This window comes from Pseudomonas koreensis, assembly GCF_025447595.1.
GTDB lineage: Bacteria > Pseudomonadota > Gammaproteobacteria > Pseudomonadales > Pseudomonadaceae > Aquipseudomonas > Aquipseudomonas koreensis_H.
The window spans coordinates 113,891-136,972 of the sequence record NZ_JAOEJU010000002.1; the positions used below are offsets into that span (position 1 = coordinate 113,891).

18 protein-coding genes are annotated in these 23,082 nt (G+C 62.0%); 13 read left to right on the forward strand and 5 right to left on the reverse strand.

All coding sequences use genetic code 11. The features are described 5' to 3' along the window. Both gmd and N8H71_RS04335 read right to left on the reverse strand, forming a co-directional pair. The gene (gmd, locus tag N8H71_RS04330; RefSeq protein ID WP_007954189.1) at nucleotides 1-972 is read right to left on the reverse strand and encodes a GDP-mannose 4,6-dehydratase; all 972 of its coding nucleotides are present in this window, start codon (nucleotides 970-972) and stop codon (nucleotides 1-3) included. After that, nucleotides 969-1,883, reverse strand: coding sequence for a GDP-mannose 4,6-dehydratase (locus tag N8H71_RS04335; RefSeq protein ID WP_262193050.1), 915 nt, complete (start codon nucleotides 1,881-1,883; stop codon nucleotides 969-971). The genes gmd and N8H71_RS04335 overlap by 4 nt, the downstream gene beginning before the upstream one ends. Before the next feature lie 426 nt (nucleotides 1,884-2,309). On the opposite strand from N8H71_RS04335, the gene N8H71_RS04340 reads away from it, so the two are divergent. Genes N8H71_RS04340 through N8H71_RS04370 form a run of 7 tightly spaced genes read left to right on the forward strand, consistent with a single transcriptional unit; the run spans nucleotide 2,310 to nucleotide 11,375 of the window. Beyond that, nucleotides 2,310-3,857 carry a glycosyltransferase gene (locus N8H71_RS04340; protein WP_262193051.1) on the forward strand — a complete coding sequence of 516 codons (1,548 nt, stop codon included), beginning with the start codon at nucleotides 2,310-2,312 and terminating at the stop codon, nucleotides 3,855-3,857. Continuing rightward, entirely contained in the window at nucleotides 3,851-5,155 is a 1,305-nt protein-coding gene (locus tag N8H71_RS04345; protein ID WP_262193052.1) for a glycosyltransferase, read from the forward strand. Before N8H71_RS04340 ends, N8H71_RS04345 begins: the two co-directional genes overlap by 7 nt. Then, nucleotides 5,152-6,048 (forward strand): class I SAM-dependent methyltransferase, encoded by an 897-nt coding sequence (locus N8H71_RS04350; RefSeq protein WP_262193053.1) that lies wholly within the window; start codon nucleotides 5,152-5,154, stop codon nucleotides 6,046-6,048. The genes N8H71_RS04345 and N8H71_RS04350 overlap by 4 nt, the downstream gene beginning before the upstream one ends. Next, the gene (locus tag N8H71_RS04355; RefSeq protein WP_262193054.1) at nucleotides 6,045-7,199 is read left to right on the forward strand and encodes an acyltransferase family protein; all 1,155 of its coding nucleotides are present in this window, start codon (nucleotides 6,045-6,047) and stop codon (nucleotides 7,197-7,199) included. The genes N8H71_RS04350 and N8H71_RS04355 overlap by 4 nt, the downstream gene beginning before the upstream one ends. Beyond that, nucleotides 7,193-8,011 (forward strand): class I SAM-dependent methyltransferase, encoded by an 819-nt coding sequence (locus tag N8H71_RS04360; protein ID WP_262193055.1) that lies wholly within the window; start codon nucleotides 7,193-7,195, stop codon nucleotides 8,009-8,011. The genes N8H71_RS04355 and N8H71_RS04360 overlap by 7 nt, the downstream gene beginning before the upstream one ends. Before the next feature lie 48 nt (nucleotides 8,012-8,059). After that, nucleotides 8,060-9,253 carry a DUF3142 domain-containing protein gene (locus N8H71_RS04365; protein ID WP_262193056.1) on the forward strand — a complete coding sequence of 398 codons (1,194 nt, stop codon included), beginning with the start codon at nucleotides 8,060-8,062 and terminating at the stop codon, nucleotides 9,251-9,253. Further along, nucleotides 9,240-11,375, forward strand: a complete 2,136-nt coding sequence (locus N8H71_RS04370; protein ID WP_262193057.1) for a hypothetical protein — start codon at nucleotides 9,240-9,242, stop codon at nucleotides 11,373-11,375. The genes N8H71_RS04365 and N8H71_RS04370 overlap by 14 nt, the downstream gene beginning before the upstream one ends. Here the strand turns inward: N8H71_RS04370 and N8H71_RS04375 are convergent. Continuing rightward, nucleotides 11,372-12,001: a LysE family translocator gene (locus N8H71_RS04375; protein ID WP_262193058.1), complete on the reverse strand. Its 630-nt coding sequence runs from the start codon at nucleotides 11,999-12,001 to the stop codon at nucleotides 11,372-11,374. The genes N8H71_RS04370 and N8H71_RS04375 overlap by 4 nt on opposite strands. 144 nt (nucleotides 12,002-12,145) lie before the next feature. On the opposite strand from N8H71_RS04375, the gene N8H71_RS04380 reads away from it, so the two are divergent. Beyond that, nucleotides 12,146-12,619, forward strand: a complete 474-nt coding sequence (locus N8H71_RS04380) for an Lrp/AsnC family transcriptional regulator (protein WP_262193059.1) — start codon at nucleotides 12,146-12,148, stop codon at nucleotides 12,617-12,619. 37 nt (nucleotides 12,620-12,656) lie between these two features. Here the strand turns inward: N8H71_RS04380 and lpdA are convergent, their stop codons facing one another. Further along, nucleotides 12,657-14,057 (reverse strand): dihydrolipoyl dehydrogenase, encoded by a 1,401-nt coding sequence (gene lpdA / locus N8H71_RS04385; RefSeq protein ID WP_262193060.1) that lies wholly within the window; start codon nucleotides 14,055-14,057, stop codon nucleotides 12,657-12,659. A gap of 210 nt (nucleotides 14,058-14,267) precedes the next feature. Here lpdA and hflK (N8H71_RS04390) point away from each other — a divergent pair, with 210 nt between their 5' ends. From hflK (N8H71_RS04390) to cfaB, 5 genes are all read left to right on the forward strand, one after another. After that, a complete protein-coding gene (gene hflK, locus N8H71_RS04390; RefSeq protein ID WP_262193062.1) occupies nucleotides 14,268-16,214 on the forward strand; it encodes a protease modulator HflK in 1,947 nt (648 codons plus the stop codon). Continuing rightward, nucleotides 16,211-17,257 (forward strand): protease modulator HflC, encoded by a 1,047-nt coding sequence (hflC, locus tag N8H71_RS04395; RefSeq protein WP_262193063.1) that lies wholly within the window; start codon nucleotides 16,211-16,213, stop codon nucleotides 17,255-17,257. Before hflK (N8H71_RS04390) ends, hflC begins: the two co-directional genes overlap by 4 nt. Further along, nucleotides 17,254-18,312, forward strand: a complete 1,059-nt coding sequence (gene hflK, locus N8H71_RS04400) for a protease modulator HflK (RefSeq protein ID WP_064600576.1) — start codon at nucleotides 17,254-17,256, stop codon at nucleotides 18,310-18,312. The genes hflC and hflK (N8H71_RS04400) overlap by 4 nt, the downstream gene beginning before the upstream one ends. Continuing rightward, entirely contained in the window at nucleotides 18,309-20,216 is a 1,908-nt protein-coding gene (locus N8H71_RS04405) for a heavy metal translocating P-type ATPase (RefSeq protein WP_262193065.1), read from the forward strand. Before hflK (N8H71_RS04400) ends, N8H71_RS04405 begins: the two co-directional genes overlap by 4 nt. A 177-nt stretch (nucleotides 20,217-20,393) precedes the next feature. Beyond that, entirely contained in the window at nucleotides 20,394-21,578 is a 1,185-nt protein-coding gene (cfaB, locus tag N8H71_RS04410; RefSeq protein WP_262193067.1) for a C17 cyclopropane fatty acid synthase CfaB, read from the forward strand. 2 nt (nucleotides 21,579-21,580) lie between these two features. On the opposite strand, the gene cls is transcribed toward cfaB, so the two are convergent. Then, the gene (gene cls, locus N8H71_RS04415) at nucleotides 21,581-23,020 is read right to left on the reverse strand and encodes a cardiolipin synthase (protein WP_262193068.1); all 1,440 of its coding nucleotides are present in this window, start codon (nucleotides 23,018-23,020) and stop codon (nucleotides 21,581-21,583) included. Nucleotides 23,021-23,082 lie beyond the last annotated feature (62 nt).

Below are 23,082 nucleotides of genomic sequence, written 5' to 3' on the forward strand. Positions count from 1 at the left end.
CTACTCCTTGGCGACGCGTTTCATGTCCGCATCCATCATCATGCGGATCAGGGTGTCGAGGTCGGTCTTGGGTTTCCAGCCCAGCACACGTTGGGCCTTGGCCGGGTTGCCGAGCAGCACTTCGACTTCGGCCGGGCGGAAGAACGCCGGGTCGATCTTCACGTAATCCCGGTAGTTCAGGCCGACGTGATCGAAGGCGATGCGGCACATTTCGCGTACGGTGGTGGTGACGCCGGTGGCGACCACGAAATCGTCGGGTTTGTCCTGTTGCAGCATCAGCCACATGGCTTCGACGTAATCGCCGGCGAAGCCCCAGTCGCGCTTGGCGTCGATGTTGCCCAGGGCCAGCTCCTGCTGTTTGCCCTGTTTGATCCGGGCTGCCGCGTCGGTGACCTTGCGGGTCACGAACTCGATGCCACGCAGTGGCGATTCATGGTTGAACAGGATGCCGCTGCTGGCGTGCAGGTTGAAGCTTTCGCGGTAGTTGACGGTGATCCAGTGGCCATAGAGTTTGGCCACGCCGTAAGGACTGCGCGGGTAGAACGGGGTGTTCTCGTCCTGTTGCTCGGCCTGGATCAGACCAAACATTTCGCTGGTGGACGCCTGATAAAAGCGCGTGTGCGGACTAAACTGGCGGATCGCTTCGAGCAGATGAGTCACGCCCAGGCCATCGACGATGCCGGTCGTCACCGGTTGATCCCATGAGGCGGCGACGAAGCTTTGGGCCGCCAGGTTATACACCTCGTCCGGTGCGGACTTGATCACCGCGCGCTGCACCGAGCAGGCGTCGGCCATGTCGCCGTCCAGGTAAACGATGTCGGCTTCAACGCCCATCTCGCGCAGGCGCCAGCGCGAATCGCTGCTGCGTCGCGCCACCAGGCCGTGAACCTTGTAACCCTTGTCGAGCAGCAGTCTGGCCAGATAGGCGCCGTCCTGGCCGGTGATCCCTGTGATCAATGCACTTTTTGTCATTCTTGTCGTACTCGCGTCTCCCAGTCGGACAGGATCGCCTGCAGGGATTGTTGTGTAGTGATTTGCGGCGTCCATCCTGTGGTCCGGGCCAGCCGTTGATGGCTGCCGCAGACGCGACGCTGATCGGCGCGCCGCATGCGTGCCGGATCCTGAACCAGTTGCAGCTCGACTTCAGCCAGATCGGCCAGTTCTTCAATAAGACGGCGGATACTTTGCTCATGGCCTGAGCAAATGTTGTAGACCTGTCCCGGCGTGCCTTTTTCCAGCAGCGCGAAATAGGCCGAGACCACATCGCCGACGTCAAGGAAATCGCGGGTGACATCGATGTCACCGACTTCCAGTTGCGGCGCCTGCAGGCCTTGTTTGATGCGGTTGATCTGTCGCGCGGCGCTGGCAATGACGAAACTGTCCTTCTGCCCGGTGCCGATGTGGTTGAACGGGCGCGCCACCAGCACCGGCCAGCCTTCGCTCAACCCCCATTGCAGGCTGAGGAATTCGGCCGACAGTTTGCTCACGGCATAAGGATTGCGCGGGCAGGGCGGTTGTTGTTCGGTGATCGGCAGCGCGGATTCTTCGACCTGGCCGTAGACGTCGCCCGAGCTGACATACAGGAGCGTGCCCTTGAAGCCGCGGGCCTTGAGGGCCTGCAGCAGGTTCAAGGTGCCAAGCAGGTTGATGTCGAGGGTACGTGCTGGGTCGCGGAAAGCTTCGGGGACAAAGGTCTGGCCAGCCAGGTGAATGACCGCATCGGGCAGTTGCGGCCACAGATCGGTGAGGCTGTCCGGTTTTGTCAGGTCGTAAGGTGAAGCGGCAGGCAGCAGTTGCCACGACGCGTCTTCCCCTTGCAGACGTGACTGGATGTGTTGTCCTACGAACCCGCTGAGGCCCGTGATGAACAGACTTTTTTTCAAACAGCGACCCCTTGGTCTTTAACTTTCACCTCTTCCCACAGGCTTTAAGGGAATGTCTGTCAGACCGAGAGAAAATCCGGTCGAGACAACGGGTGAAGTCGTTGTTGTAGTTGTTTGGCTGCCAATCTGTGCCAATTGCGCAGCAATTTCAACCGGGCAAATCGTGACTGGTCAGTTCTCGTCAGAGTAGCCGGGTTTTTCTCGCCGGGCGGTTCCCGAATCCTTGGCGGATGTGTTTAGAATGCCCCTCGTCGCGATCCCCGGCGGCTTTTCGCAAGGATCGTGCGACAGGGTAAAACCGAACATTAAAACAAGAACAGAGACGTGCCCGATGACGCAGGACGAACACCGCTGATACCGGTTCGATCCGACGCCCGGCCGTCATAGCGTGAAGCTGCCGGGATGGCGGATTCACCGTGGGATGCCATGAATTTCATTCTCTACTCGGACGTCAACGACCGCTCCATCAGCCAGAGTCTCGGGCGTCCCGAATACAGCTACTACTTCGTGCTCAAGGCCTATCGCCCGGTGTTGGAAAGCCTGGGTCGGGTGCATGTGGTGTCCGACCGCGCCGAGGTCGATCCACTCCATCGGCAGCTGCTCGCCGCCGGTGAGCCCTCTGTGTTTCTGTCTTTTACGCCGCCGCAAAATACCCCGACCGACCTCGAGTGCCCGACGATCTGCGTGATCGCATGGGAGTTCGATTCGATCCCCGACGAGTCGTGGGACGATGATCCGCGCCACGACTGGACGCAGATGCTCGCACGACAGGGACGGGCCATCACGTTGTCGAGCCACACCGCCCGTGCGATTCGCCGCGCCATGGGCGAGGACTTTCCGGTCCTCGTGCTGCCGACGCCCTTGTGGGAAAACTTCGCCGCCATTCGTGAGCAGCACGTCAGTGCGCCGATCAATCCCGGCGCGACCCTGGCGATCAAAGGCTGCATTTTCGACAGCCGCACGCTGGGCCTTTGCGCCGATGACCTGTTGCCCAAGCCGCTGACTGCCGAGCAACTGGCCGAAATCGAGGCACTGCGCCCGCCGCCGCTGACGTTCAAACGACGCCTGGTCATTGCCCGTCATTATCTGCGCCTGTGGATGCTGAGTGCGGGTGAAGAGCGGGTGAAATACCTGCACCACTGGTACTGGGAAGGTGTGCAGGATCTGCTGCCGGACAGCGCACACGCCTGGCTTGAAAAACGTTTCCCGGCCATCGCCGCTCCGCATGCGGTGGCTGTGGTCGAGTCACCCCCGCTGGATTTGCCGGACACCTCCTCGGTGGTCGAGACCGCGGTGGAAGGCGTGATTTACGTCACGGTGTTCAACCCCAAAGACGGCCGCAAGAACTGGCACCACCTGATCACTGCGTTCTGCTGGGCCTTTCGCGAAACGCCTGACGCGACGCTGGTGCTGAAAATTACCCAGAACGATCTGGCGTCCTACTACAGCGAACTGATGACTCTGCTCGCGCAACTGACACCTTTCGCCTGCCGGGTGCTGGTGATGCATGGTTATCTGGACGACGCGCAATACGCGCGGCTCTACCAGGCTGCCAGTTTCTACGTGAACGCCTCACGCTGCGAGGGCCTGTGCCTGCCGTTGATGGAGTTCATGTCCAGCGGCAAACCGGTGATCGCTCCGGATCATACAGCCATGGAAGACTACATCGATGACACGGTGGCCTTTGTCGTCCGCTCCAGCGAGGAGCTGACGATCTGGCCTCAGGACTCGCGGATTATTTACCGCACGCTGCGTTATCGACCTGACTGGGCCTCGCTCAAAAGCGCCTACGAAAACAGCTACCGGATGGCCAAGGTGCAGCCGCAGGAATACGCGCGCATGTCTGCCGCCGCTGTCGAACGCATGCATGACTACTGCGCGTTCGCCCCGGTGCAACGGCGCATGGCGGACTTTTTCGGCCTCGTGCCGCTGGCTGCCGATGCCGCCCCCGTGACGGACAACGCCTCATGCTGATCATCATTCACTCGGAAACCAACCAGCACACCATCGCGCAGAACCTGGGGCGTTCGGAGTACAGCTATTACTTCGTGCTCAAGGAATACCGCCCGGTACTCGAACGCCTTGGGCGTGTGGTGGAAGTCGTCGATCCGGCGCGCGAAGTCGATGCGTTGTATCTGGAATGCCTGTCCCGTGGCGAGCCGTGCGTGTTTCTATCGTTCTCGCCACCGCACCGCACGCCGATCCACCTGGCATGCCCGACGCTGCCGGTGTTCGCCTGGGAGTTCAGCACCATCCCCAACGAACCCTTCGACAACGAGCCGCGCAATGACTGGCGCACGGTGCTCCGGGCCTGCGGCGCGGCGATCACCCATTCCAGCTACACGGTCAATGCCGTGCGCGAGGCCATGGGCGCCGATTACCCGATTGTCGCGGTCCCGGCGCCGGTATGGGATCGCTTCGCGGCCAGGGGCGCGCAGCTTCAGGGGCAGCCCTCGACAGGGCCGGTGCGCCTGACGATCAAGGGGCTGGTCGCTGACAGTCGTCAGCTGGATCTCAATGCGTTTGGTCCGAAACACCTGCGCCGTGGCCAAGGCATCGATTTCCAGGCGCCGGTGCGCGAGCAAGAGCTGCTGCTGGACGGTGTCGTCTACACATCGGTGTTCAATCCCGGTGACGGACGCAAGAACTGGGAAGACATGCTCAGCGCATTCTGCGTGACGTTTCGCGACATCGAGGACGCGACGCTGGTGCTCAAGCTCACGCACCACGATGCCGAAGAAGCGCTCAGCGACATTCTTCATCATCTGTATAAAAACCAGTCCTACCGCTGCCGCATCGTGTTGATTTATGGCTACCTCGCGGACGCGGACTATGAACGTCTGGTGCAGGCCACCCGTTACGTGGTGAACACTTCCTACGGCGAGGGCCAGTGCCTGCCGCTGATGGAATTCATGTCTTGCGGCAAACCGGCCGTGGCGCCGCGCACCACGGCGATGATCGATTACCTGAACACCGACAACGCTTTCCTGGTCGAGTCCACTGATGAACTCACCGCCTGGCCTCACGATCCGCGCAAGGCGTTCCGCACGTTGCGCTACATGACCAACTGGGCGTCGGTCTGTGTGGCCTATCGCGATAGCTATGAGGTGGCGAAGAACGATCCCGGGCGTTATGCGCAAATGTCGGCGCAGGCCGTTGCCAGTCTTCAGGCGTTCTGCAGTCAGGCGGTGGCCGAGCAGCGTTTGCGTGATTTCCTCGCTCAAGTGCAGGCGTGTCGCGCTGTCGCTGCAACGGAAGCCACGGGCACATGATCCGCGCATTGCTGAGGCGTTTGCGTCCGGTTGCGCGATCGGTGCCGGTCTCTTTGCCGGTTTCTGCGCCTGAACCGCTGGCTGCCAGCGTGTCGCCGCGAGACGTAGGCCTGCACGACGCCATGCTCGACGGCTGGTTTCACGGCGACAGTGGCGAGTTGCTCAAGGGCTTTGCCATCGATGCGGACGACACCCTGCTCGATGTGGGGTGCGGTGAGGGCGTGGCGACGCTCTTTGCCGTGCGCCAAGGCGCCTCGGTGATCTTCACCGACAGCGAACACGACAAGGTGCGCGACCTCGCCCGGCAAGTCGAAGCGCAGAGCCGCAAGGCCAGTCTCGGCCTGGTCAGCAACAGCCTGCCACTGCCGCTGAGCGACGGCTGTGCGAGCAAGGTCGTGTGCATGGAAGTGCTGGAGCACATCGATCAGCCCGAGCCGTTCATGGCCGAGCTGGTGCGCATGGGCCGTCCCGGTGCGTTGTACCTGCTCAGTGTCCCGGCGCCGGTCGGTGAGCATTTGCAGCAAGGCATTGCCCCGGCGGGTTATTACCAGTCACCCAATCATGTGCAGATCTTTACCCCGGAACGCTTCGCGGCACTGGTGGAGGATGCCGGCCTGGTGATCGAGCATCGTCAGGCCACGGGTTTTTTCTGGGTCATGGGCATGATCTTTTTCTGGGCCAGCGAACGGGCTGCCGGACGTGACTTGGGCGGTGCCGTGCGCGACCGGATCCAGGCACCGTATCCACCGTTGATGGAGAGTTGGGCCAGAACCTGGCAGGACTTACTGGCGCAGCCCGATGGCTTGGCGATCAAGCAGATGCTCGACAGGTTCATGCCCAAGAGTCAGGTGATCATCGCCCGCAAACCGCTCGATGCAGGACGTGTGTCATGAGCGGCAAGCGGATCATGGACATCGAAGTGCTGCGCGCCATCGCAGTACTCGGGGTGCTGTTTCATCACTTGCAGGGCAGCCTGTTCACCGACCCGGTGCCGTTGCTTGAAAAGATCCATGCCTGGGCGCAGCCGTGGTGGGGTGTTGATCTGTTTTTTGCGATATCCGGGTTTGTCATCGCCCGCAGCCTGATTCCGGCGCTGCGTGGCTGCAGCAGTCGCCAGGAATACTGGGAGCAGACGCGCAATTTCTGGCTGCGTCGGGTGTTTCGTCTGTTGCCGTCGGCCTGGCTGTGGCTGGCGTTGATGCTGCTGGCGTGTGTGTTTCTGAATCGATCAGGCGCGTTCGGCACGTGGTCGGCCAATGTCCAGGCCACCCTGGCAGGGGTGCTGCAGTACGCCAATTTCCGTTTTGCCGATGCGTTCTTTCATTACGAATACGGCAGCAGTTTCGTCTACTGGAGTCTGGCGCTGGAGGAGCAGTTCTACCTGCTGTTCCCGCTGTTGATCATGGTCTGCCGCAAACACCTGGTGTGGGCGTTGCTGGCACTGGTGGCGGTGCAATTGTTCACTGTGCGCACGCCGCTGCTGATGGTGATTCGTACCGATGCGCTGGCGCTGGGTGTGCTGTTGGCCATGTGGAGCGTGCAGCCGGGTTACCGCCGTTGGGAGCCCGTATTCCTGCGTCGGCCATGGGCCGGATTGTGCGCGCTGGTCGGTCTTGGAGCGCTGCTGAGCTTCATGGCCACCGACCGTTTCACCTTTGCCGGTTACCGCATCGGGTCTATCGCCGTGCTCAGCGCCATGCTGGTGTGGATTGCTTCATACGACCGCAATTACCTGCTGCCGGCCGGTGGCCTGCAACGACTGATGGCATGGATCGGCAGCCGCTCCTACGGCATTTACCTGATCCACATTCCGGCCTATCAACTGGTGCGGGAATTGACCTTTCGTTTGCAGAGCGCCGGTCTGCCGAGCCCGGCGGGGCATCCGATCGTGACGCTGCTGATTGCCGGTGGCCTGATCGTGCTGCTCAGCGAACTCAATTACCGCTTTATTGAAATGCCTATGCGCAATCGAGGCGCCACGCTGGTGAAACGCCTCGCCACCTCGCGAACCGTCGTATCGTCCTCTGGAGCCACCTCATGCTGAGCCTTTTGAAAAAACTCACGGCGGCTCCGGCCCCTGCACAAGCTGTCGCACCGGTCGCCGACAAGGTGGACCCTTATATGCTCGGCTTGCACGACGCGATGCTCAGCGGCTGGTTCAACCAGCAAACCGGTGAGCTGTTCAAAGGCTTCCCGGTGACCGCCGATGACACCTTGCTGGACGTTGGCTGCGGCGACGGTGGCAACGTGCATTTCTGCGGCATGCGTGGGGCGAAGATCATCATTGCCGACATCGACGGCGCCAAGGTCGAAGCGACCCGCCAGCGCCTGAGCGATACGCCGGCGCGTGGCGTCGAATGCCATGTGACCGACTGCAATCCGCTGCCGATCGCCGATGGCACCGCCACTCGCGTGGTGTCCACTGAAGTCATCGAGCACGTTGACGATCCGGCGCAGTTCCTTGCCGAACTGGTGCGTGTCGGTCAGTCGGGCGCGCTGTATTTGCTGAGCGTGCCACACCCCAGCTCCGAAGACCTGCAAAAGGACATTGCCGCGCCGGAGTATTTCCAGAAGCCCAACCACATTCGCATCATCAGCGAAGAGCAGTTCAAGGCGATGGTCAGCGAGGCGGGACTCGAGATCATCAGCCATAGCCAGTACGGCTTTTACTGGTCGATGTGGATGATGTTGTTCTGGGAGGCCAAGGTCGATTTCAGCAACCCGGATCATCCGCTGCTCAACCATTGGGCCGATACCTGGCAAGCGGTGCTCGACTCGCCGCGAGGCGCGCAGATCAAGCAGGCGCTGGATGCGGTGGTGGCAAAAAGTCAGGTCATCATTGCCCGCAAGCCCTGAGTGCTTTTGTGTAACCTTGCAGCCTGATGTCTCAGGGATCTGCAAGGTATGCGCTTTATCATCGGGTGGTCAGCCATGGTGGCTGTGTTGTTGCTGTGTGCTTGTGAACGACAGGACGCAGTGCCGCTCGATCAGCAGCTTTACGTCTGGCAACGGCAATGGACGCCGGCCCATGAACCCGCCCTGAACGACAGTCGCAACGACTTTTCGACTCTGCGGGTCTTGGCGTTGCAGGCTTTCCCGAATGCCGGATGGAGTCGGGCACGCGTCGATTCTGCGTTGCTGAAACGCGATGCGCGGCCATTGATCGCGGTAATTCGCCTCGATGGTCAGCTCAAGGCACTCGACTCACAAGCGGTCATGGCGCAAATCCTTCAAGTGCTCGCTGACTGGAAAGGCCAGGGACTCACGCTGGCCGGGGTCGAGATCGACCATGACGCCGGCAGTGCCCGACTATCGGCCTACACCGAATTCCTCGCTCACCTGCGCGGCGCATTGCCGGCCAACCTGCCTCTGAGTATCACCGCGTTGCCTGCCTGGCTCGACAGTCCGCAATTGCCGGCACTGCTGGCAACCGTCGACAGCAGTGTGTTGCAGGTGCATGCCGTCAGCGATCCGCGTCGCGGTCTGTTCGATCCCGAGCAGGCACAGCGCTGGGTCAAGGCCTGGGGGCGAGTGACCGACAAACCGTTTTATCTGGCGCTGCCGGCCTATGGCGTGGCGTTGTTGGCGGATGCCGATGGCGCCCCGCTGGTGGAAAGCGAAGTGCCGCTCGAACGCGGTGGTCAGCGACGCGAATTGCTCGCCGATCCGCAACAACTGGGTCTACTGGCCAATGAATTACGCAAGGATCGCCCGGCGCATCTGGCCGGTCTGATCTGGTTTCGTCTGCCGTTGGCCAACGACCGCAGAGCCTGGAGCCTGAGCACTCTGCGTGCGGTTGCCCGTGGCGATGCACTGAGCAGCCAGCTCGGCCTGACGTTCACCGAACAGAACGGCCTGCAAGACATCGCCCTGCGTAACGTCGGTAACCTCGACAGTGCCTGGCCCGCCCGCATCACCATCAAGGCCCGGGGCTGCGAAGGTGCCGATGCGCTCGCCGGTTATGCGTTGCAACAGACGGCGGATCTGCTTACCTTCACCCGCCTGCGCGACGGCCGATTGTTGGCGGGCGGGCAGCGTGCGATCGGTTGGGCACGTTGCGCAAATATTGATCAAGGAGGTTCGCATGTTGACCCGTAACTGGCCCCGCCATCTGCTATGCCTGAGCCTCAGCCTGCCGCTGGGGTCGGCTGTCGCCTGCGGGCCGGATTTCCCGTTGCGTCTGCTCGACAATCGCGGGCAGACACTGGCCGATTTGCCCGAGGGCAACTTCAACTTCGAGATCGGCCGCCTCGGTAAAACCATTGCCGGGCTGAAGAATGTCACGGCGGCGACGCACAATCCCGATGACTACTACAGCGAATCGCACGAGTTGGCCCAAGCGCGGGAAAAGGCTGAGCAGGCTGGTCTGACTCCCGAGCAGCTGGCGCTGGTCAAACAATTGCGTGGTTTGACCGATGCCCGTCAGGTCGAAGCGCAGGGCGCAAGCCTGCCGGCGGAGATCCGTTTGTATGTGGCCGGCGCCGTGGCGTTTGCTACCGGGGATCATCCGTTGGCCGTCGAGTATTTTGACAAGCTGCTGGCGCTGCCGGTCGATCAGCGGCCATTGCGCAGCACCTGGGCGGCGTACTCCCTGGGCCGCACCTGGTTTGCCATGAGCCGTGAAGTCGATGACGCGATCGACGCGTTGGAGCACTCGCGCGAGGCGTTCCGTCAGACTCGTCAGATGAGCATCGACGGTTTCAGCGATCCACTGGAGCTGGGTGTCGCCAGCCTCGGCGAAGAGGCGCGTATCCTGCGCTCCGCCGGTGACTGGAGCGGCGCCATCGAGCTTTACGAAGCGCAAAACCTGCACGGTTCAGCAGTGGGCAATACATCGCTCAGGCAATTGATGAATGAGCTGGCCGAGCTGCCCGACGCAGAACTGGCGAAGTTGCTTGATCACAAAGCGGTGCAGCAACTGGTCACGGCTTCGCTGGTCAGCCGGGTGGGCTGGTCGTTTGGCGAAGAGCCGCCGAACGAGAAAAAACTCACCCGACTCCTGCAAAACAGCACCCGTGGCAGCCTCGACAACGCGGATCGGCTGGCGGCGATGAATTATCAAAGGGGCGATTACGCCAGCGCCAAAGCCTTCCTCGAAAACGCCGGTGACGGCGGGCTCGCGTGGTGGTTGCGAGCCAAACTGGCGGTGCGTGACGGCGACAAAAATGCTGCGGCCGCAGCCTATGCCAAAGCTGCGCAAGCCTTCCCGCAGAACGAAGACTGGGGTTACCGACGCACGTCGGACTGGGCCTATGAACCCGTCCAGCCGAAATGCCGCGTCGAGGGCGAGAGCGCGATTCTTGCGCTGCAACGTGGCGAATACCTGCAAGCCTTTGTGCAGTTGTATCGCAGCAATGACATCTATTGGTTCGACGCTGCGACAGTCGCCGAGCGCGTGCTGACCGTCGATGAACTCAAACATTTCGTTGACGGGAACGTGCCGGCCCCGCCAGAACCGCTGCAGGAAGGGCAGGAGCATTACGAGCAACATCGCTCGGCGCAAAAACTGCGCAATCTGCTCGGTCGACGTTTGTTGCGCGAAGGGCATTACGCGGACGCGGTCGGTTACTTCCAGGAAAGTCTGCAGAATCAGGCCCGCCTCTACGGCGAGCAAAGGCTGAAAGCCGACAGCGCCTGGTGGCCGACCCGACGCGCCGGTGCGCTGTACAACGCGGCGTGGACGGCGCGCGAGTGGGGCATGGATATCCTCGGTTACGAGATGGCGCCGGATTACGCGGTGTTCGGCGGTGGCTTCAGCCTGGAAAGCGCCGAGTTGCAAGTCGGCCCGCTGGTGGCCGACGCCGAACTGCAACGCCAGAAGGCCAGCCAGGCGCAGCCTGACCAGCGTTTCCACTACCGCTTTGTGGCCACGGCGCTGGCCAGTCGTGCGGCCGACAATCTGCCGCACAGCAGTCAGGCGTTTGCCGCTGTGTTGTGCAACGCTGCCGGCTGGAACAGCAGCCTGGAAGAACAGAGCGCGTTGTATCAGCGTTACGTCAAAGAAGGCCCGTACGTTCCATGGGCAGTCGATTTCGGCAACCAGTGCCCGTACCCGGATTTCGAAAACGCCGACAAGCGCTACGTCACTCAGGTGACCGATTCGGTGCGTTCGACACTGCGGCCGTACAAGTGGCCGGTTCAGATCGGTGCGATCGTGGCCTTCACTGCTGTGGCATTGCTGCTGATTACTCGCCGCCAGCGTAAGTCTCGCAAGACTTAAGCCTGCTGAACGAAGGTCAGGCGCACGGCAAAGCCAATCAATAGGCTGCCGAACAACCACTGCTGCACTCGCTGGGCTGTCGGGCTGTGTTTCAGCCAGCGGCCCAGCGCGGCGCCGGTCAGGGCGTAGGCGCTGTCGAACAGCAGACCTGCGCCCACCAGCATCGCGCCGAGCACAGCGAATTGGGTCAGAACCGGTGCGCCATTTGCCACGATGAACTGCGGCAGCAGCACCGAACAGAACAGCAGTGCTTTCGGGTTGAGCAGGTTGGTCAGCAGGCCGCGACGGATGGCTGCGTACCACTGCGCATGACTGTCCGTTCCGGTACCGGCGTTCAGATCCGGCAGCAGCGTGGTGCGCAGGCATTGAATGCCGATCCACAGCAAGTACGCTGCCCCGGCAATCCGCACGGCATCGAACGTCCACGGCGCCGCCTTGAACAGCGCCGCCAACCCCAATGCCGCGAGCGCTACATGACAGCCTCGGGCAATCGCCAGGCCCGCTGCGGTGGCCAGCGCTGCGCCGCGACCCTGGCGGGCGCCGGTCTGCAACAGCAGGATCATGTCCGGGCCGGGCAGCAGATAGACCACCGCCAATGCCAGGAAAAACAGCCAGAGACTCGCCATGTCGCACCCCTTTCGTTGTCGATTCGGTCGCCTCAGTCTAGGGCCGAAGAGCAGGGCAGGTGGTTGCGTAGTCAGCTTCTAAAGGCCGCTGAATTGGCATAATCTGCGATCTTTTACCGCTTAAATCATCGGGATCTGCCAACCATGAAACTGGATGCCTTCGACCGCAAGATTCTCGCCGCGCTGCAACGGGACGGGCGTCTGAGCAATGTGCAGCTGGCCGACGAAATCGGTCTGTCGGCATCGCCGTGTCTGCGTCGGGTGCGCATGCTGGAGGAGGCCGGGGTGATTCGCGGATATCAGGCCAATCTGGATCGCGACGAAGTGGGGTTGGGGCTGACGGTGTTTGTCGGGGTCAAGGTCGAGCGCCACAACGACGAACAGGCCGAGGCGTTTCATCGGGCGGTGATGGCGTTGCCTGAGGTGATTTCGGCGTTTCTGGTGTCCGGGGAATCGGACTTTCTGCTGCAAGTGGTGGTGCCGGATCTGCGCGCCTATGACCGCTTTCTCACCGGGTGCCTGTTGAAGCTGCCGGGGGTGAGCGATATTCGCAGCAATTTTGCGATCCACACGGTGAAGACACCCGGCGCGTTGCCGCTGGGGCATCTGCCGACCTGATACTTCCCGCATTGCGCGGGAAGTATTAGCACAGTGCTTACATCTGCGTCGCCATCCCTTCGACATTCATCGCCGCCTGACGCAACGCTTCGGAGCGGGTTGGATGCGGGTGGCAGGTCAGCGCGATGTCTTCGGCCGAGGCGCTGAATTCCATGGCCACGCAGTACTCGCCGATCATTTCGCTGACGCTCGGGCCGACCAGGTGCACGCCGAGGACTTCGTCGGTGCGCTCATCGGCGATGACTTTGGCAAAGCCTTCGGTCTCGTGATTGATCTTCGCCCGGCTGTTGGCGGTGAACGGGAATTTGCCGACTTTGTACGCCCGGCCTTCGGCCTTCAGCTGCTCCTCGGTCTTGCCGACGCTGGCCAGCTCCGGGCGGGTGTAGATCACGTTGGGAATCAGGTCGTAATTGACCTCACCGGCCTTGCCGACGATCTGTTCGATGCAGGCCATGGCTTCGTCTTCGGCCTTGTGCGCGAGCATTGGCCCGGACGTCACGTCGCCGATCACCCACACGCCGGGCGCTTCGGTGCGATGCTGTTTGTTGGCGAGCATGCCGCGTTTGTCGGTGCTCAGGCCGACGTTTTCCAGGCCCAGGCCCTGGGTGTACGGACGACGTCCGATGGCCACCAGCACGTAATCGGCTTCTAGGATTTCCGCGCTGCCGCCAGCGGCGGGTTCGACGCTGAGCTGTACGCCAGTGGCCGAGGAAGTGGCACTGGTCACTTTCGAGCTCAGCTTGAAGCTGATGCCTTGCTTGGTCAGTGAGCGTTGCAGAGTTTTGCCGGCTTCGCCGTCGACACCGGGGCAGATGCGGTCGAGGTATTCCACCACCGTTACCTGCGCGCCGAGCCGGCGCCAGACCGAGCCGAGTTCGAGGCCAATTACGCCTGCGCCGATCACAACAAGATGCTTGGGCACTTCGCTTAAGGACAGCGCACCGGTCGAGTCGAGGATGCGCTTATTGTCGATTTCCACGCCGGGCAGGGGAGTGGGCTCGGAGCCGGTGGCGATGACGATGTCCTTGGCGGTGAGCTCGATCCGGCTGCCCTGATCACCGGTCACGCTGACTTTTCCGGGACCGTCGATATGGCCCCAGCCCTTGATCCAGTCGACCTTGTTTTTGCGGAACAGGAATTCGATGCCTTTGGTCAGGCCGCTCACGCTTTCATCTTTCTGCTTCATCATCTGCGCAAGGTTGAGCGTGGGTTTGACCTCGATGCCGAGGTTGGCGAACTCCGCGCCCAGCGCCGCTTCGTAGAGTTCTGACGCATGCAAAAGCGCCTTGGACGGCATGCAGCCGACGTTCAGGCAGGTGCCACCCAGCGTGGCGCGGCCCTCGACGCAAGCGGCCTTGAGGCCCAGCTGGCCAGCGCGGATCGCTGCGTTATAACCGCCGGGGCCGCCGCCCAGAATCACCACGTCATAGTTGCTCATGCTCTTACTCCTGGCTGAAGGATGCGAATCGGTAAAAGTAGTTCGCACTGAAAATTATGAACGTAATATGTGCGTTTCCAGACATTTCGGTCAAGGCTTCAGGCAAGCGACAGGTTGCGCATCTTTGAATGGCGCAAATGAGTACAAATATTTCACGACTTTTGTTATATCGTAACGATATGTGCAGTGAGCCAAGGGTTTTGGGGGGATATGCAAGTCGATCTGGATGAAGGCACGCCGGTGACCGGGTTGCCGCGCTTTCAGCAAGCGGCAACGCAGGGCCGGCGTTTGCGTCGCCTGGCGATCGGTCTGGGCGCATTGGCCGGGGCAGGGTGGGTGCTGGCGTTTTTTGTCGGGCTGTTTGCGCCGCAATCGCTTTGGCCCGCGTTGCTGGTCAATCAGAGCGCGGCGTTGCTGGTGCTGGTGGCCGGACTGCAATCGGCGGTGTGGGTGACGCAATGGCGAGCGCAGGTGATCAATCCCGTCGTGCCGGTTTCGGCTGCTGAGGAACCTGCGCCGGAAGGCTGGTACGAGCGGCTGCTGGATCGCATGAGCCAGCGCAGTCTGCACCTGCTCGGGCAGATCGGCGCGCCCACATTGTGGCTGGGCGGGTGGTCGGTGCTGGTGCTGTTAAGCATCGAGCAAATGTGGAATCTGACGCTGTCGGCGGCGGGTGTGGGGTTGTCCGCCACGGTCGGCGCGGCCATAGCTCTGCTGCTGGCGTTCGCTCTGCTGGTGCTGGAGCGACAGCTGGCGCAGGAAAACCCGGCGCAATGGCCCGAGGCCGGGGTGCTGGCGCAACTAACGCGGGTGGCACTCATCAGTCTGGTGCTGGGCGCGTTGTGTCTGTTGTTCGCCAGTGACAGTGCAATCTGGCCGGTACGTCTGGCGGTGTTGATGGGCCTTCTGCCGGGTCTGGTCGCTCTGGAATTACTGTTGCGTGCGCTGCTGTCGCTGTTCAGCCCGCGCCGCGAACAACTCGAACCGGCGTTGCTTGCGCGCAGTTTCGTCGCCGACCTGCTGCGCTGGCCGCCACAACCGTTGCTCGCGTTGCAGCACGAATTGCACAACCGCTTCGGCATCGATCTGCGTCAGATCTGGGCCTTCAGTTACATGCGTCGCGCGTTCTTGCCGGTGCTGTTGCTGGTGGCGGCGGTGGGCTGGCTGCTTACCGGTATTCACGAAATACCGATGCAAAGCCGTGGCATCTACGAACGCTTCGGCAAGCCGGTGCAGGTTTTCGGGCCGGGTTTACACGCCGGTTTACCCTGGCCGCTGGGGCGTGTGCTGAATGTTGAAAACGGTGTGGTGCATGAGCTTGCGACCAGCGTCGGCGAAAACCCGGCGCCCATGCAGTTGGACCCGGCAGAAGGCCCGGCGCCATTCACCGCCAACCGTCTGTGGGACGCCAGCCACGTCAATGACAAGTCCCAGGTTATCGCCAGCAGCCGTGGCGATCAGCAGAGCTTTCAGATCGTCAACATGGACGTGCGCTTCGTCTATCGTATCGGCCTGACGGATCAGGCCGCGCTGGCCGCGACCTACAACAGTGCCGATGTGCCTACTCTGATCCGCAGTACCGCCAGCCGGATTCTGGTGCATGACTTTGGCTCGCGCACTCTCGACGGATTGCTCGGCGAGGACAGGACCGGGCTCGCCGAAGAAATCGGACGCGCCGTGCAAAGCGATCTGCAGAAGCTCGACAGCGGCGTGGAAATTCTCGCCACGGTGGTCGAAGCGATTCACCCGCCGGCAGGGGCGGCCAATGCCTATCACAGCGTGCAAGCCGCGCAGATCGGCGCTCAGGCGTTGATCTCCCGTGAGCGCGGTGCTGCTGCCGAAGCCAGTAATCAGGCGCAGTTGCAGGCCAGCCTCGCGCGGGATCAGGCCAGTGCTAACGCCCATGAAATCAACGCCACGGCCCGGGCGGCGGATCTGAAATTCAGCGCCGAACAAAAGGCCTACGCCAGCGCCGGCCAGGCCTTCGTGCTGGAGCAATACCTCAGCCAACTCAGCCAGGGTTTGAGCAAAGCCAAACTGCTGGTACTCGACCATCGCCTGGGCGGCAGCAGTAACGCACCGACCATCGACCTGCGTACGTTCACGCTGCCGGCAGATCCGGCGCGCACCACCGCTCAGCCAGGAGCCACCCATTGAGCCAGTCGCACACTCACGATCACCATGACCACAGCGGCCACGATCATGCTCATGGCGGCGGTCATCACCATCACGGGCATCATCACCATCACCACGGTGCGCCGGAAGAGGCGGGGCCTTTTCCGTGGAGACGTATGGGCTGGGCAGCGTTGCTGGTGGCGTTCGCCATCGCGGCGGCGAGCCTGGTGCAAGTGCGCTCTGGTGAAGCCACGGTCATCACCCGTTTCGGCAATCCGTCCCGCGTGTTGCTGGAACCGGGTCTGAGCTGGCGTTGGCCGGCACCGTTCGAAGCGGCGATTCCGGTGGATCTGCGTTTACGCACGACTTCCAGCGGTTTGCAGGACGTCGGCACTCGCGACGGTTTGCGCATCATCGTTCAGGCGTACGTGGCCTGGCAGGTGCAGGGCGATCCCGACAACGTGCAACGCTTCATGCGCGCCGTGCAGAATCAGCCGGACGAAGCGGCGCGCCAGATTCGGACGTTTGTCGGCTCGGCGCTGGAAACCACGGCCAGCAGTTTCGATCTGGCGAATCTGGTGAATACTGATGCAAGCCAGGTTCGCATCGCCGATTTTGAAGCGCAGTTGCGTCAGCAAATCGATCAGCAACTGCTCGCGACTTACGGCGTGCGCGTGGTGCAGGTGGGCATCGAGCGTCTGACATTGCCATCGGTGACCCTGACCGCAACGGTCGACCGGATGCGTGCCGAGCGTGAAACCATCGCCACCGAACGCACCGCCATCGGCAAACGTGAAGCGGCGCAAATCCGCTCCGCCGCCGAACGCGATGCGCGAATCGTACAAGCCGATGCCACGGTGAAAGCCGCCGATATCGAAGCCCAATCGCGGGTGGAAGCGGCGCAGATTTACGGACGTGCTTACGCCGGTTCGCCGCAGCTATACAACTTGCTGCGCTCGCTGGACACCCTCGGCACCATCGTTTCGCCAGACACCAAACTGATCCTGCGCACCGACGCCGCGCCATTCCGGGTGTTGGTCGACGGGCCACCGAATCTCGACAGCAAGAGCGGATCGCAGCCATGAATGAAGTTCCACGTGGAACACATTCGCTGAACAGTCCGTGGATTCAAGCGGGACGTCTGGCGTTTTTCGCGCTGTACGCGGTGACAGTGCTGGCGGCGTTGGCTTGGGCGTTTTCCAATGTCCGGCAGATCGACCCACAAAACCGCGCGGTGGTTTTGCATTTCGGAGCGCTGGACCGCATTCAGAATGCCGGCTTGTTATTGGCCTGGCCGCAGCCGTTCGAACAGGTGGTTTTGTTGCCGGCGGCAGATCGGGTCATCGAGCGGCGGGTGGAAAATCTGCTGCGCAGCGATCAGGCCTTGCAGGCGGATCGCGTCGCCACCTTCGCCACGCCGCTGAGTGATGCGCTGGCTGGCTCCGGATATCTGCTTACTGGTGACGCCGGTGTTGTGCAGCTGGATGTGCGGGTGTTCTACAAGGTCACCGATCCCTATGACTTCGTGCTGCAAGGCGAACATGTGCTGCCGGCGCTGGATCGATTGGTGACGCGTAGCGCAGTGGCACTGACGGCGGCGCGAGATCTGGACACCATTCTGGTGGCGCGGCCGGAGTTGATCGGCGCTGATAATCAGGCCGCCGAACGTCGCGAACGGCTGCGTGGCGATCTGGTGCAAGGCATCAACCGTCGTCTCGCCGAGTTGAAGGCGAGCGGGCAGGGCATCGGCATCGAAGTGGCGCGGGTTGATGTGCAATCGAGTCTGCCGGAACCTGCGGTCAGTGCGTTCAACGCCGTCCTCACTGCCAGCCAGCAAGCCGACAAAGCAGTCGCCAATGCCCGCACTGAGGCCGAAAAACTCACTCAGTCCGCCAACGAGCAGGCCGACCGCACGCTGCAAGTCGCCCATGCCCAGGCCGGTGAGCGGCTGGCCAAAGCCTCCGCCGACACGGCGACGGTGTTGAGCCTGGCCAAGGCGCAACAGCAGGGCACTGACCCGCAAATGCTGTTGCGTCTGTACCGCGAGCGGATGCCGAAGATTCTCGGTCAGGCCGGTTCGGTGACCACGGTCGATCCGAAAGACGATTCACGCCTGATCATTCAGGGAGCCAGCAAATGACTGCCACCACCTCAACTCCGAGCCTGTTGTCCTCGGCCGAACAACGCCGCGCCGCCCGCCAGTTGACCCTGGCGATGCTTGCCCTCGGCTTGCTCGGTTTAGGGCTGATCTGGCGCTGGCTGATGCCGGAGCAAACTGGCGTCAGTCAGTTGCTGCTCGGATTCGCTTCTTTATTAGTCGCGGTGCCCGTGATGCGCTCGGCGTGGTTCAGCCTGCGTTATCCGAGCCTGCACGGCATCACCGATCAGTTGATCGCCCTGGCGATGATCGGGGCCTGGGCCACGGGCGATCTGCTCACGGCCGCGCTTTTGCCGATCATCATGATCTTCGGCCATGTGCTGGAGGAGCGCAGTGTGATCGGTTCCCAGGAAGCGATTCATGCTCTCGGCCAACTCACGCGCAGCCATGCGCGCAAGGTGCAGGCGGACGGCTCGATCATCGAAGTCGACAACGGCACGCTCAAGGCTGGCGACAAAGTCGAAGTGCGCGCCGGGGATCGGGTGCCGGCGGACGGTCGGATTTTATCCGGCCAGGCCAGCCTCGATACGGCGTCGATCACCGGTGAGTCGGTGCCGGTCGAGGCGGGTGTCGGCATGGCGGTGTTCGGCGGCACGATCAACCTCGACGGGTTGCTGCGAATTGAAGTGACCCGTACCGGGGATGAATCGACCCTCGGCAAGGTCATCGCGCTGATGCAGAACGCCGAACGCTCCAAGCCGCCGATCACCCGTTTGCTCGAACGCTATGCCGGCAGCTACATGGTGCTGGTGTTGCTGCTCGCGGCGGTGACCTGGTTCATCACCAACGATGCACAGGCGATGCTCGCGGTGCTGGTGGCGGCATGCCCATGCGCGCTGGTGTTGTCGGCACCGGCCACGGCGATTGCCGGGGTGGCGGTGGCGGCTCGGCACGGGATACTGATCCGCAGTTCGGCATTCCTTGAGGAACTGGCCGACCTCACTTCGCTGGTGGTCGACAAGACCGGCACCCTCACTTACGGCACGCTGCGCTTGCAGTCGATCAACAGCCCGCGAGCGGATCACGGGGCGGTGATGGCGCTGGCTGCAAGTCTGGGTGCGGCGAGCAGCCATCCGGTCAGCCGCGCGCTGGCCGGATTGGTCAGCGCGGAAGAGGTGCTGGTACTGACCGACATTCACGAGCGGCAGGGGTTGGGCGTAGTGGCCAAAACCGCGCAAGGCGAAGCAGCACTCGGGCGTCCGGAGCTGTTCGCGCAGCTGGGCATCCCGACCACGGCGATCCCCGAACACGATGGCCCGATTGCCGGACTGGCGCTGAACGGCGAATTTCTTGCCTGGCTGTTGCTGGCCGACACCGTCAAACCGGAAGCGCGATTTGCGCTGGGTGAATTGCGTGACCTCGGGCTGGGGCGGCAACTGCTGTTGACCGGTGACCGGCAAAGCGTCGCGCAGACCCTGGCCCAGGAAGTCGGCCTGCACGAAGTCGAAGCCCAGGCGTTGCCCGAAGACAAACTCAACCGAGTGCTCAAGGAAATCGACAACGGCTTCCGGCCGATGGTGGTCGGCGACGGGATCAACGATTCGCTGGCACTCAAAGCGGGCGTCGTCGGTGTGGCGATGGGAGCGGGCGGTGCCGACATTGCGCTGGCCTCGGCCGACATCGTGCTGATCGGCAGTGACCTGCGTCGGCTCGGCACCTGCGTGCGCCTCAGCCGTCAGTGCCGACGGACCTTGCAGGTAAACGTGATCATCGGCCTGGGCTGGACGCTGGCCATCGTCGTATTCGCGGCTTTCGGCTGGCTCGGTGCGGCGGGCGCGATGATCGCTGCATTGCTGCACAACCTGAGCACGTTGTTGGTGCTGGGCAATGCCGGTCGCCTGCTGCGTTTTCAGGAGCCGCTGTTGAAGCTGAAGGCGCCGGACTGATCATTTTTCGAACTGTGCGCCGCTCTCGAAGTCTTTTGAGAAGGCGCACTGAAGCAAGGATGACAGCGTCATTACAGCCTCTGCGGCTGATAGTCGGCGGCTATCAAATCGATAGCCTGCTAATTTTCAAGGATGGTCTACCCTCAGATCAGACGTCTGAAACCAGGGGGATATTCCATGCTCGCGCAACTTCCACCGGCCTTACAGAATCTGCAGCTTCCGCTTCGTCTGCGACTCTGGGACGGCCATGAATTCAATCTGGGCCCGACGCCCAGCGTCACCATCGTGGTCAAGGACCCGCAGATGGTCACCCAGTTCACCCATCCAAGCCTGGACGCGCTGGGGGCGGCGTTCGTCGAGGGCAAACTCGAACTCGAAGGCTCTATCAGCGAGGTCATCCGGGTTTGCGATGAATTGAGCACAGCCTTGCTTGGGGACGTGGACAGTCAGCCGGTGCGTACCGTGCACGACAAGGAAACCGACGCCAAAGCCATTTCCTACCATTACGACCTGTCCAACGCGTTCTATCAGCTGTGGCTGGACAGCAACATGGTCTATTCCTGTGCGTATTTTGAAACCGGTAGCGAATCGCTTGAGCAGGCTCAGGAAGCCAAGTTTCGCCATTTGTGCCGCAAGTTGCGCTTGCAGCCCGGCGAGTATCTGCTGGATGTCGGCTGTGGTTGGGGCGGGTTGGCGCGTTTTGCCGCGCGGGAGTTCGGCGCCAGGGTTTTTGGCATCACCCTGAGCAAGGAACAACTGGCATTGGCTCGAGAGCGGGTAAAGGATGAAGGTCTTGAGGAGCAGATCGAACTACAGTTGCTCGACTATCGCGATCTGCCGCAGGACGGTCGGTTCGATAAAGTCGTGAGCGTCGGAATGTTCGAACACGTCGGCCACGCCAACCTCGCCGAATACGCAAGGATCCTGTTCGGCGCGGTGAAAGAGGGCGGCCTGGTGATGAACCACGGCATCACCGCCAAGCACACCGATGGCCGTCCGGTGGGACGCGGCGCCGGGGATTTCATCGAGAAGTACGTGTTCCCCAACGGCGAGTTGCCGCACCTGGCGATGATCTCGGCCGAGATCAGTGAGGCGGGTCTGGAGATCGTCGACGTCGAGAGTCTGCGCCTGCACTACGCGCGTACGCTGGATCACTGGAGCGAACGGCTGGAGGACAACCTTGAAGCCGCCGCGAAACTCGTCCCGGACCAGGCGCTGCGCATCTGGCGTCTGTACCTCGCGGGCTGCGCTTACGCGTTCGCCCGCGGCTGGATCAATCTGCACCAGATCCTCGCCGTGAAGGCCCATGCTGACGGCAGCCATGAACTGCCGTGGACGAGGGACGACATCTACAACCCTTGAACCTAGAGAATCGGCGAAATCAGCCGGGCGATCCGCATGCCGACCTGTTGCAGGCGGTGGATCTCCCGGCTTTCTTCTTTGGCGACTTCGTAGGCCTGAGCGAAGTCATCGTTCAGCATCTGTTCCACGCTGGCGGCGAATTCGCTGTCGACGGTCAGCAGCATCACCTCGAAATTCAGCCGGAACGAACGGTTGTCCAGATTGGCGCTGCCGATGGCGCTGATTTCGCTGTCGATCAACACCACTTTCTGATGCAGGAAACCCGGCTCGTAGCGGAATACCCGCACGCCGGCGCGCACCGCTTCGAAAGCGTACAGGCTGGAGGCGGCGTAGACGATGCGATGGTCTGGGCGCGAAGGCAGCAGCAGGCGCACGTCAACTCCGCGCAACACTGCGAGGCGTAATGCTGCGAACACGGCTTCGTCGGGAATGAAGTAGGGGCTGGTGATCCACACGCGCTCGGTGGCGGCGTGGATGGCTTCGACGAAGAACAGCGAGCAGGTTTCGTAGGCATCCGCCGGACCGCTGGCGAGCAACTGGCAAAGCACGCCGTCCTCCGGGTACGCGTCCGGCAGGATCAGCGGCGGCAATGACCGCGCGGCCCAGAACCAGTCTTCGGCAAATGACTCCTGCATGCAGGCCACCACGGGGCCACGCACCTGGACGTGAGTGTCGCGCCACGGTGCCAGCGGTGGTTTTTCACCCATGTATTCGTCGCCGACGTTGTGGCCGCCGACAAACCCGATCAGCCCGTCGACCACCACGATCTTGCGGTGGTTGCGAAAATTCACCTGGAAACGATTGAGCCAGCCGCTGCGGGTGGCGAACGCTTTGACCTCGACGCCGCCATCGCGCAGCGCTTGCACGTAGCTATGGGGCAGGGCGTGACTGCCGATGCGGTCGTAGAGCAAGTGAATCACTACGCCTTCGGCGGCTTTCTTCAACAGCAGGTCACGCAGGCGCTGACCGAGACGATCGTCGTGAATGATGAAAAACTGGATCAGCACCGCTTCCCGCGCCTGGTCGATTGCGTGGAAAATCGCCTCGAAGGTGGCGGCTCCATTGATCAGCAATCGCACTTCATTGTTGGCCAGGCACGGCATGCGACCCAATTTCGGCATCGCTCGTAGTGAGTCATAGGCGTTCGACGCGCGGGCAGTGAGGGCTTCCTCCACCCAGGGCCGCCAGTTCAGTTCGGAAACGGCCTGGCGCATTTGTTCGTTGGCCTGGCGCCGGGCCTTGATGTAACCATCGAAAGTGCTGCGGCCGAACACCAGATAGGGGATGAGCGTCAGATAAGGAATGAAGATCAGCGACAGCGCCCAGGCGATCGCGCCTTGGGCGGTGCGTACGGTCAATACGGCATGGATCGCGGCGATCGAGCCGAGGGTGTGTATCAGGGCGATCAGATAACCGAAAATGTGCGGTCCGAAATAATCCATGGGGCAACCTTGCTCCTGAAGATTCAATGCTTAACAGACCATGTTCCATGGTGATTGTCGCT

Coding starts and splice junctions, on each gene's coding strand:
- N8H71_RS04370 (WP_262193057.1), top strand. CDS start 9,240: ATGTTGACCCGTAACTGGCCCCGCCATCTGCTATGCCTGAGCCTCAGC.
- hflK (WP_064600576.1), top strand. CDS start 17,254: ATGAATGAAGTTCCACGTGGAACACATTCGCTGAACAGTCCGTGGATT.
- cls (WP_262193068.1), bottom strand. CDS start 23,020: ATGGATTATTTCGGACCGCACATTTTCGGTTATCTGATCGCCCTGATA.
- lpdA (WP_262193060.1), bottom strand. CDS start 14,057: ATGAGCAACTATGACGTGGTGATTCTGGGCGGCGGCCCCGGCGGTTAT.
- N8H71_RS04365 (WP_262193056.1), top strand. CDS start 8,060: ATGCGCTTTATCATCGGGTGGTCAGCCATGGTGGCTGTGTTGTTGCTG.
- N8H71_RS04350 (WP_262193053.1), top strand. CDS start 5,152: ATGATCCGCGCATTGCTGAGGCGTTTGCGTCCGGTTGCGCGATCGGTG.
- N8H71_RS04355 (WP_262193054.1), top strand. CDS start 6,045: ATGAGCGGCAAGCGGATCATGGACATCGAAGTGCTGCGCGCCATCGCA.
- N8H71_RS04345 (WP_262193052.1), top strand. CDS start 3,851: ATGCTGATCATCATTCACTCGGAAACCAACCAGCACACCATCGCGCAG.
- N8H71_RS04340 (WP_262193051.1), top strand. CDS start 2,310: ATGAATTTCATTCTCTACTCGGACGTCAACGACCGCTCCATCAGCCAG.
- hflK (WP_262193062.1), top strand. CDS start 14,268: ATGCAAGTCGATCTGGATGAAGGCACGCCGGTGACCGGGTTGCCGCGC.
- N8H71_RS04360 (WP_262193055.1), top strand. CDS start 7,193: ATGCTGAGCCTTTTGAAAAAACTCACGGCGGCTCCGGCCCCTGCACAA.
- gmd (WP_007954189.1), bottom strand. CDS start 972: ATGACAAAAAGTGCATTGATCACAGGGATCACCGGCCAGGACGGCGCC.
- cfaB (WP_262193067.1), top strand. CDS start 20,394: ATGCTCGCGCAACTTCCACCGGCCTTACAGAATCTGCAGCTTCCGCTT.
- N8H71_RS04405 (WP_262193065.1), top strand. CDS start 18,309: ATGACTGCCACCACCTCAACTCCGAGCCTGTTGTCCTCGGCCGAACAA.
- N8H71_RS04380 (WP_262193059.1), top strand. CDS start 12,146: ATGAAACTGGATGCCTTCGACCGCAAGATTCTCGCCGCGCTGCAACGG.
- N8H71_RS04375 (WP_262193058.1), bottom strand. CDS start 12,001: ATGGCGAGTCTCTGGCTGTTTTTCCTGGCATTGGCGGTGGTCTATCTG.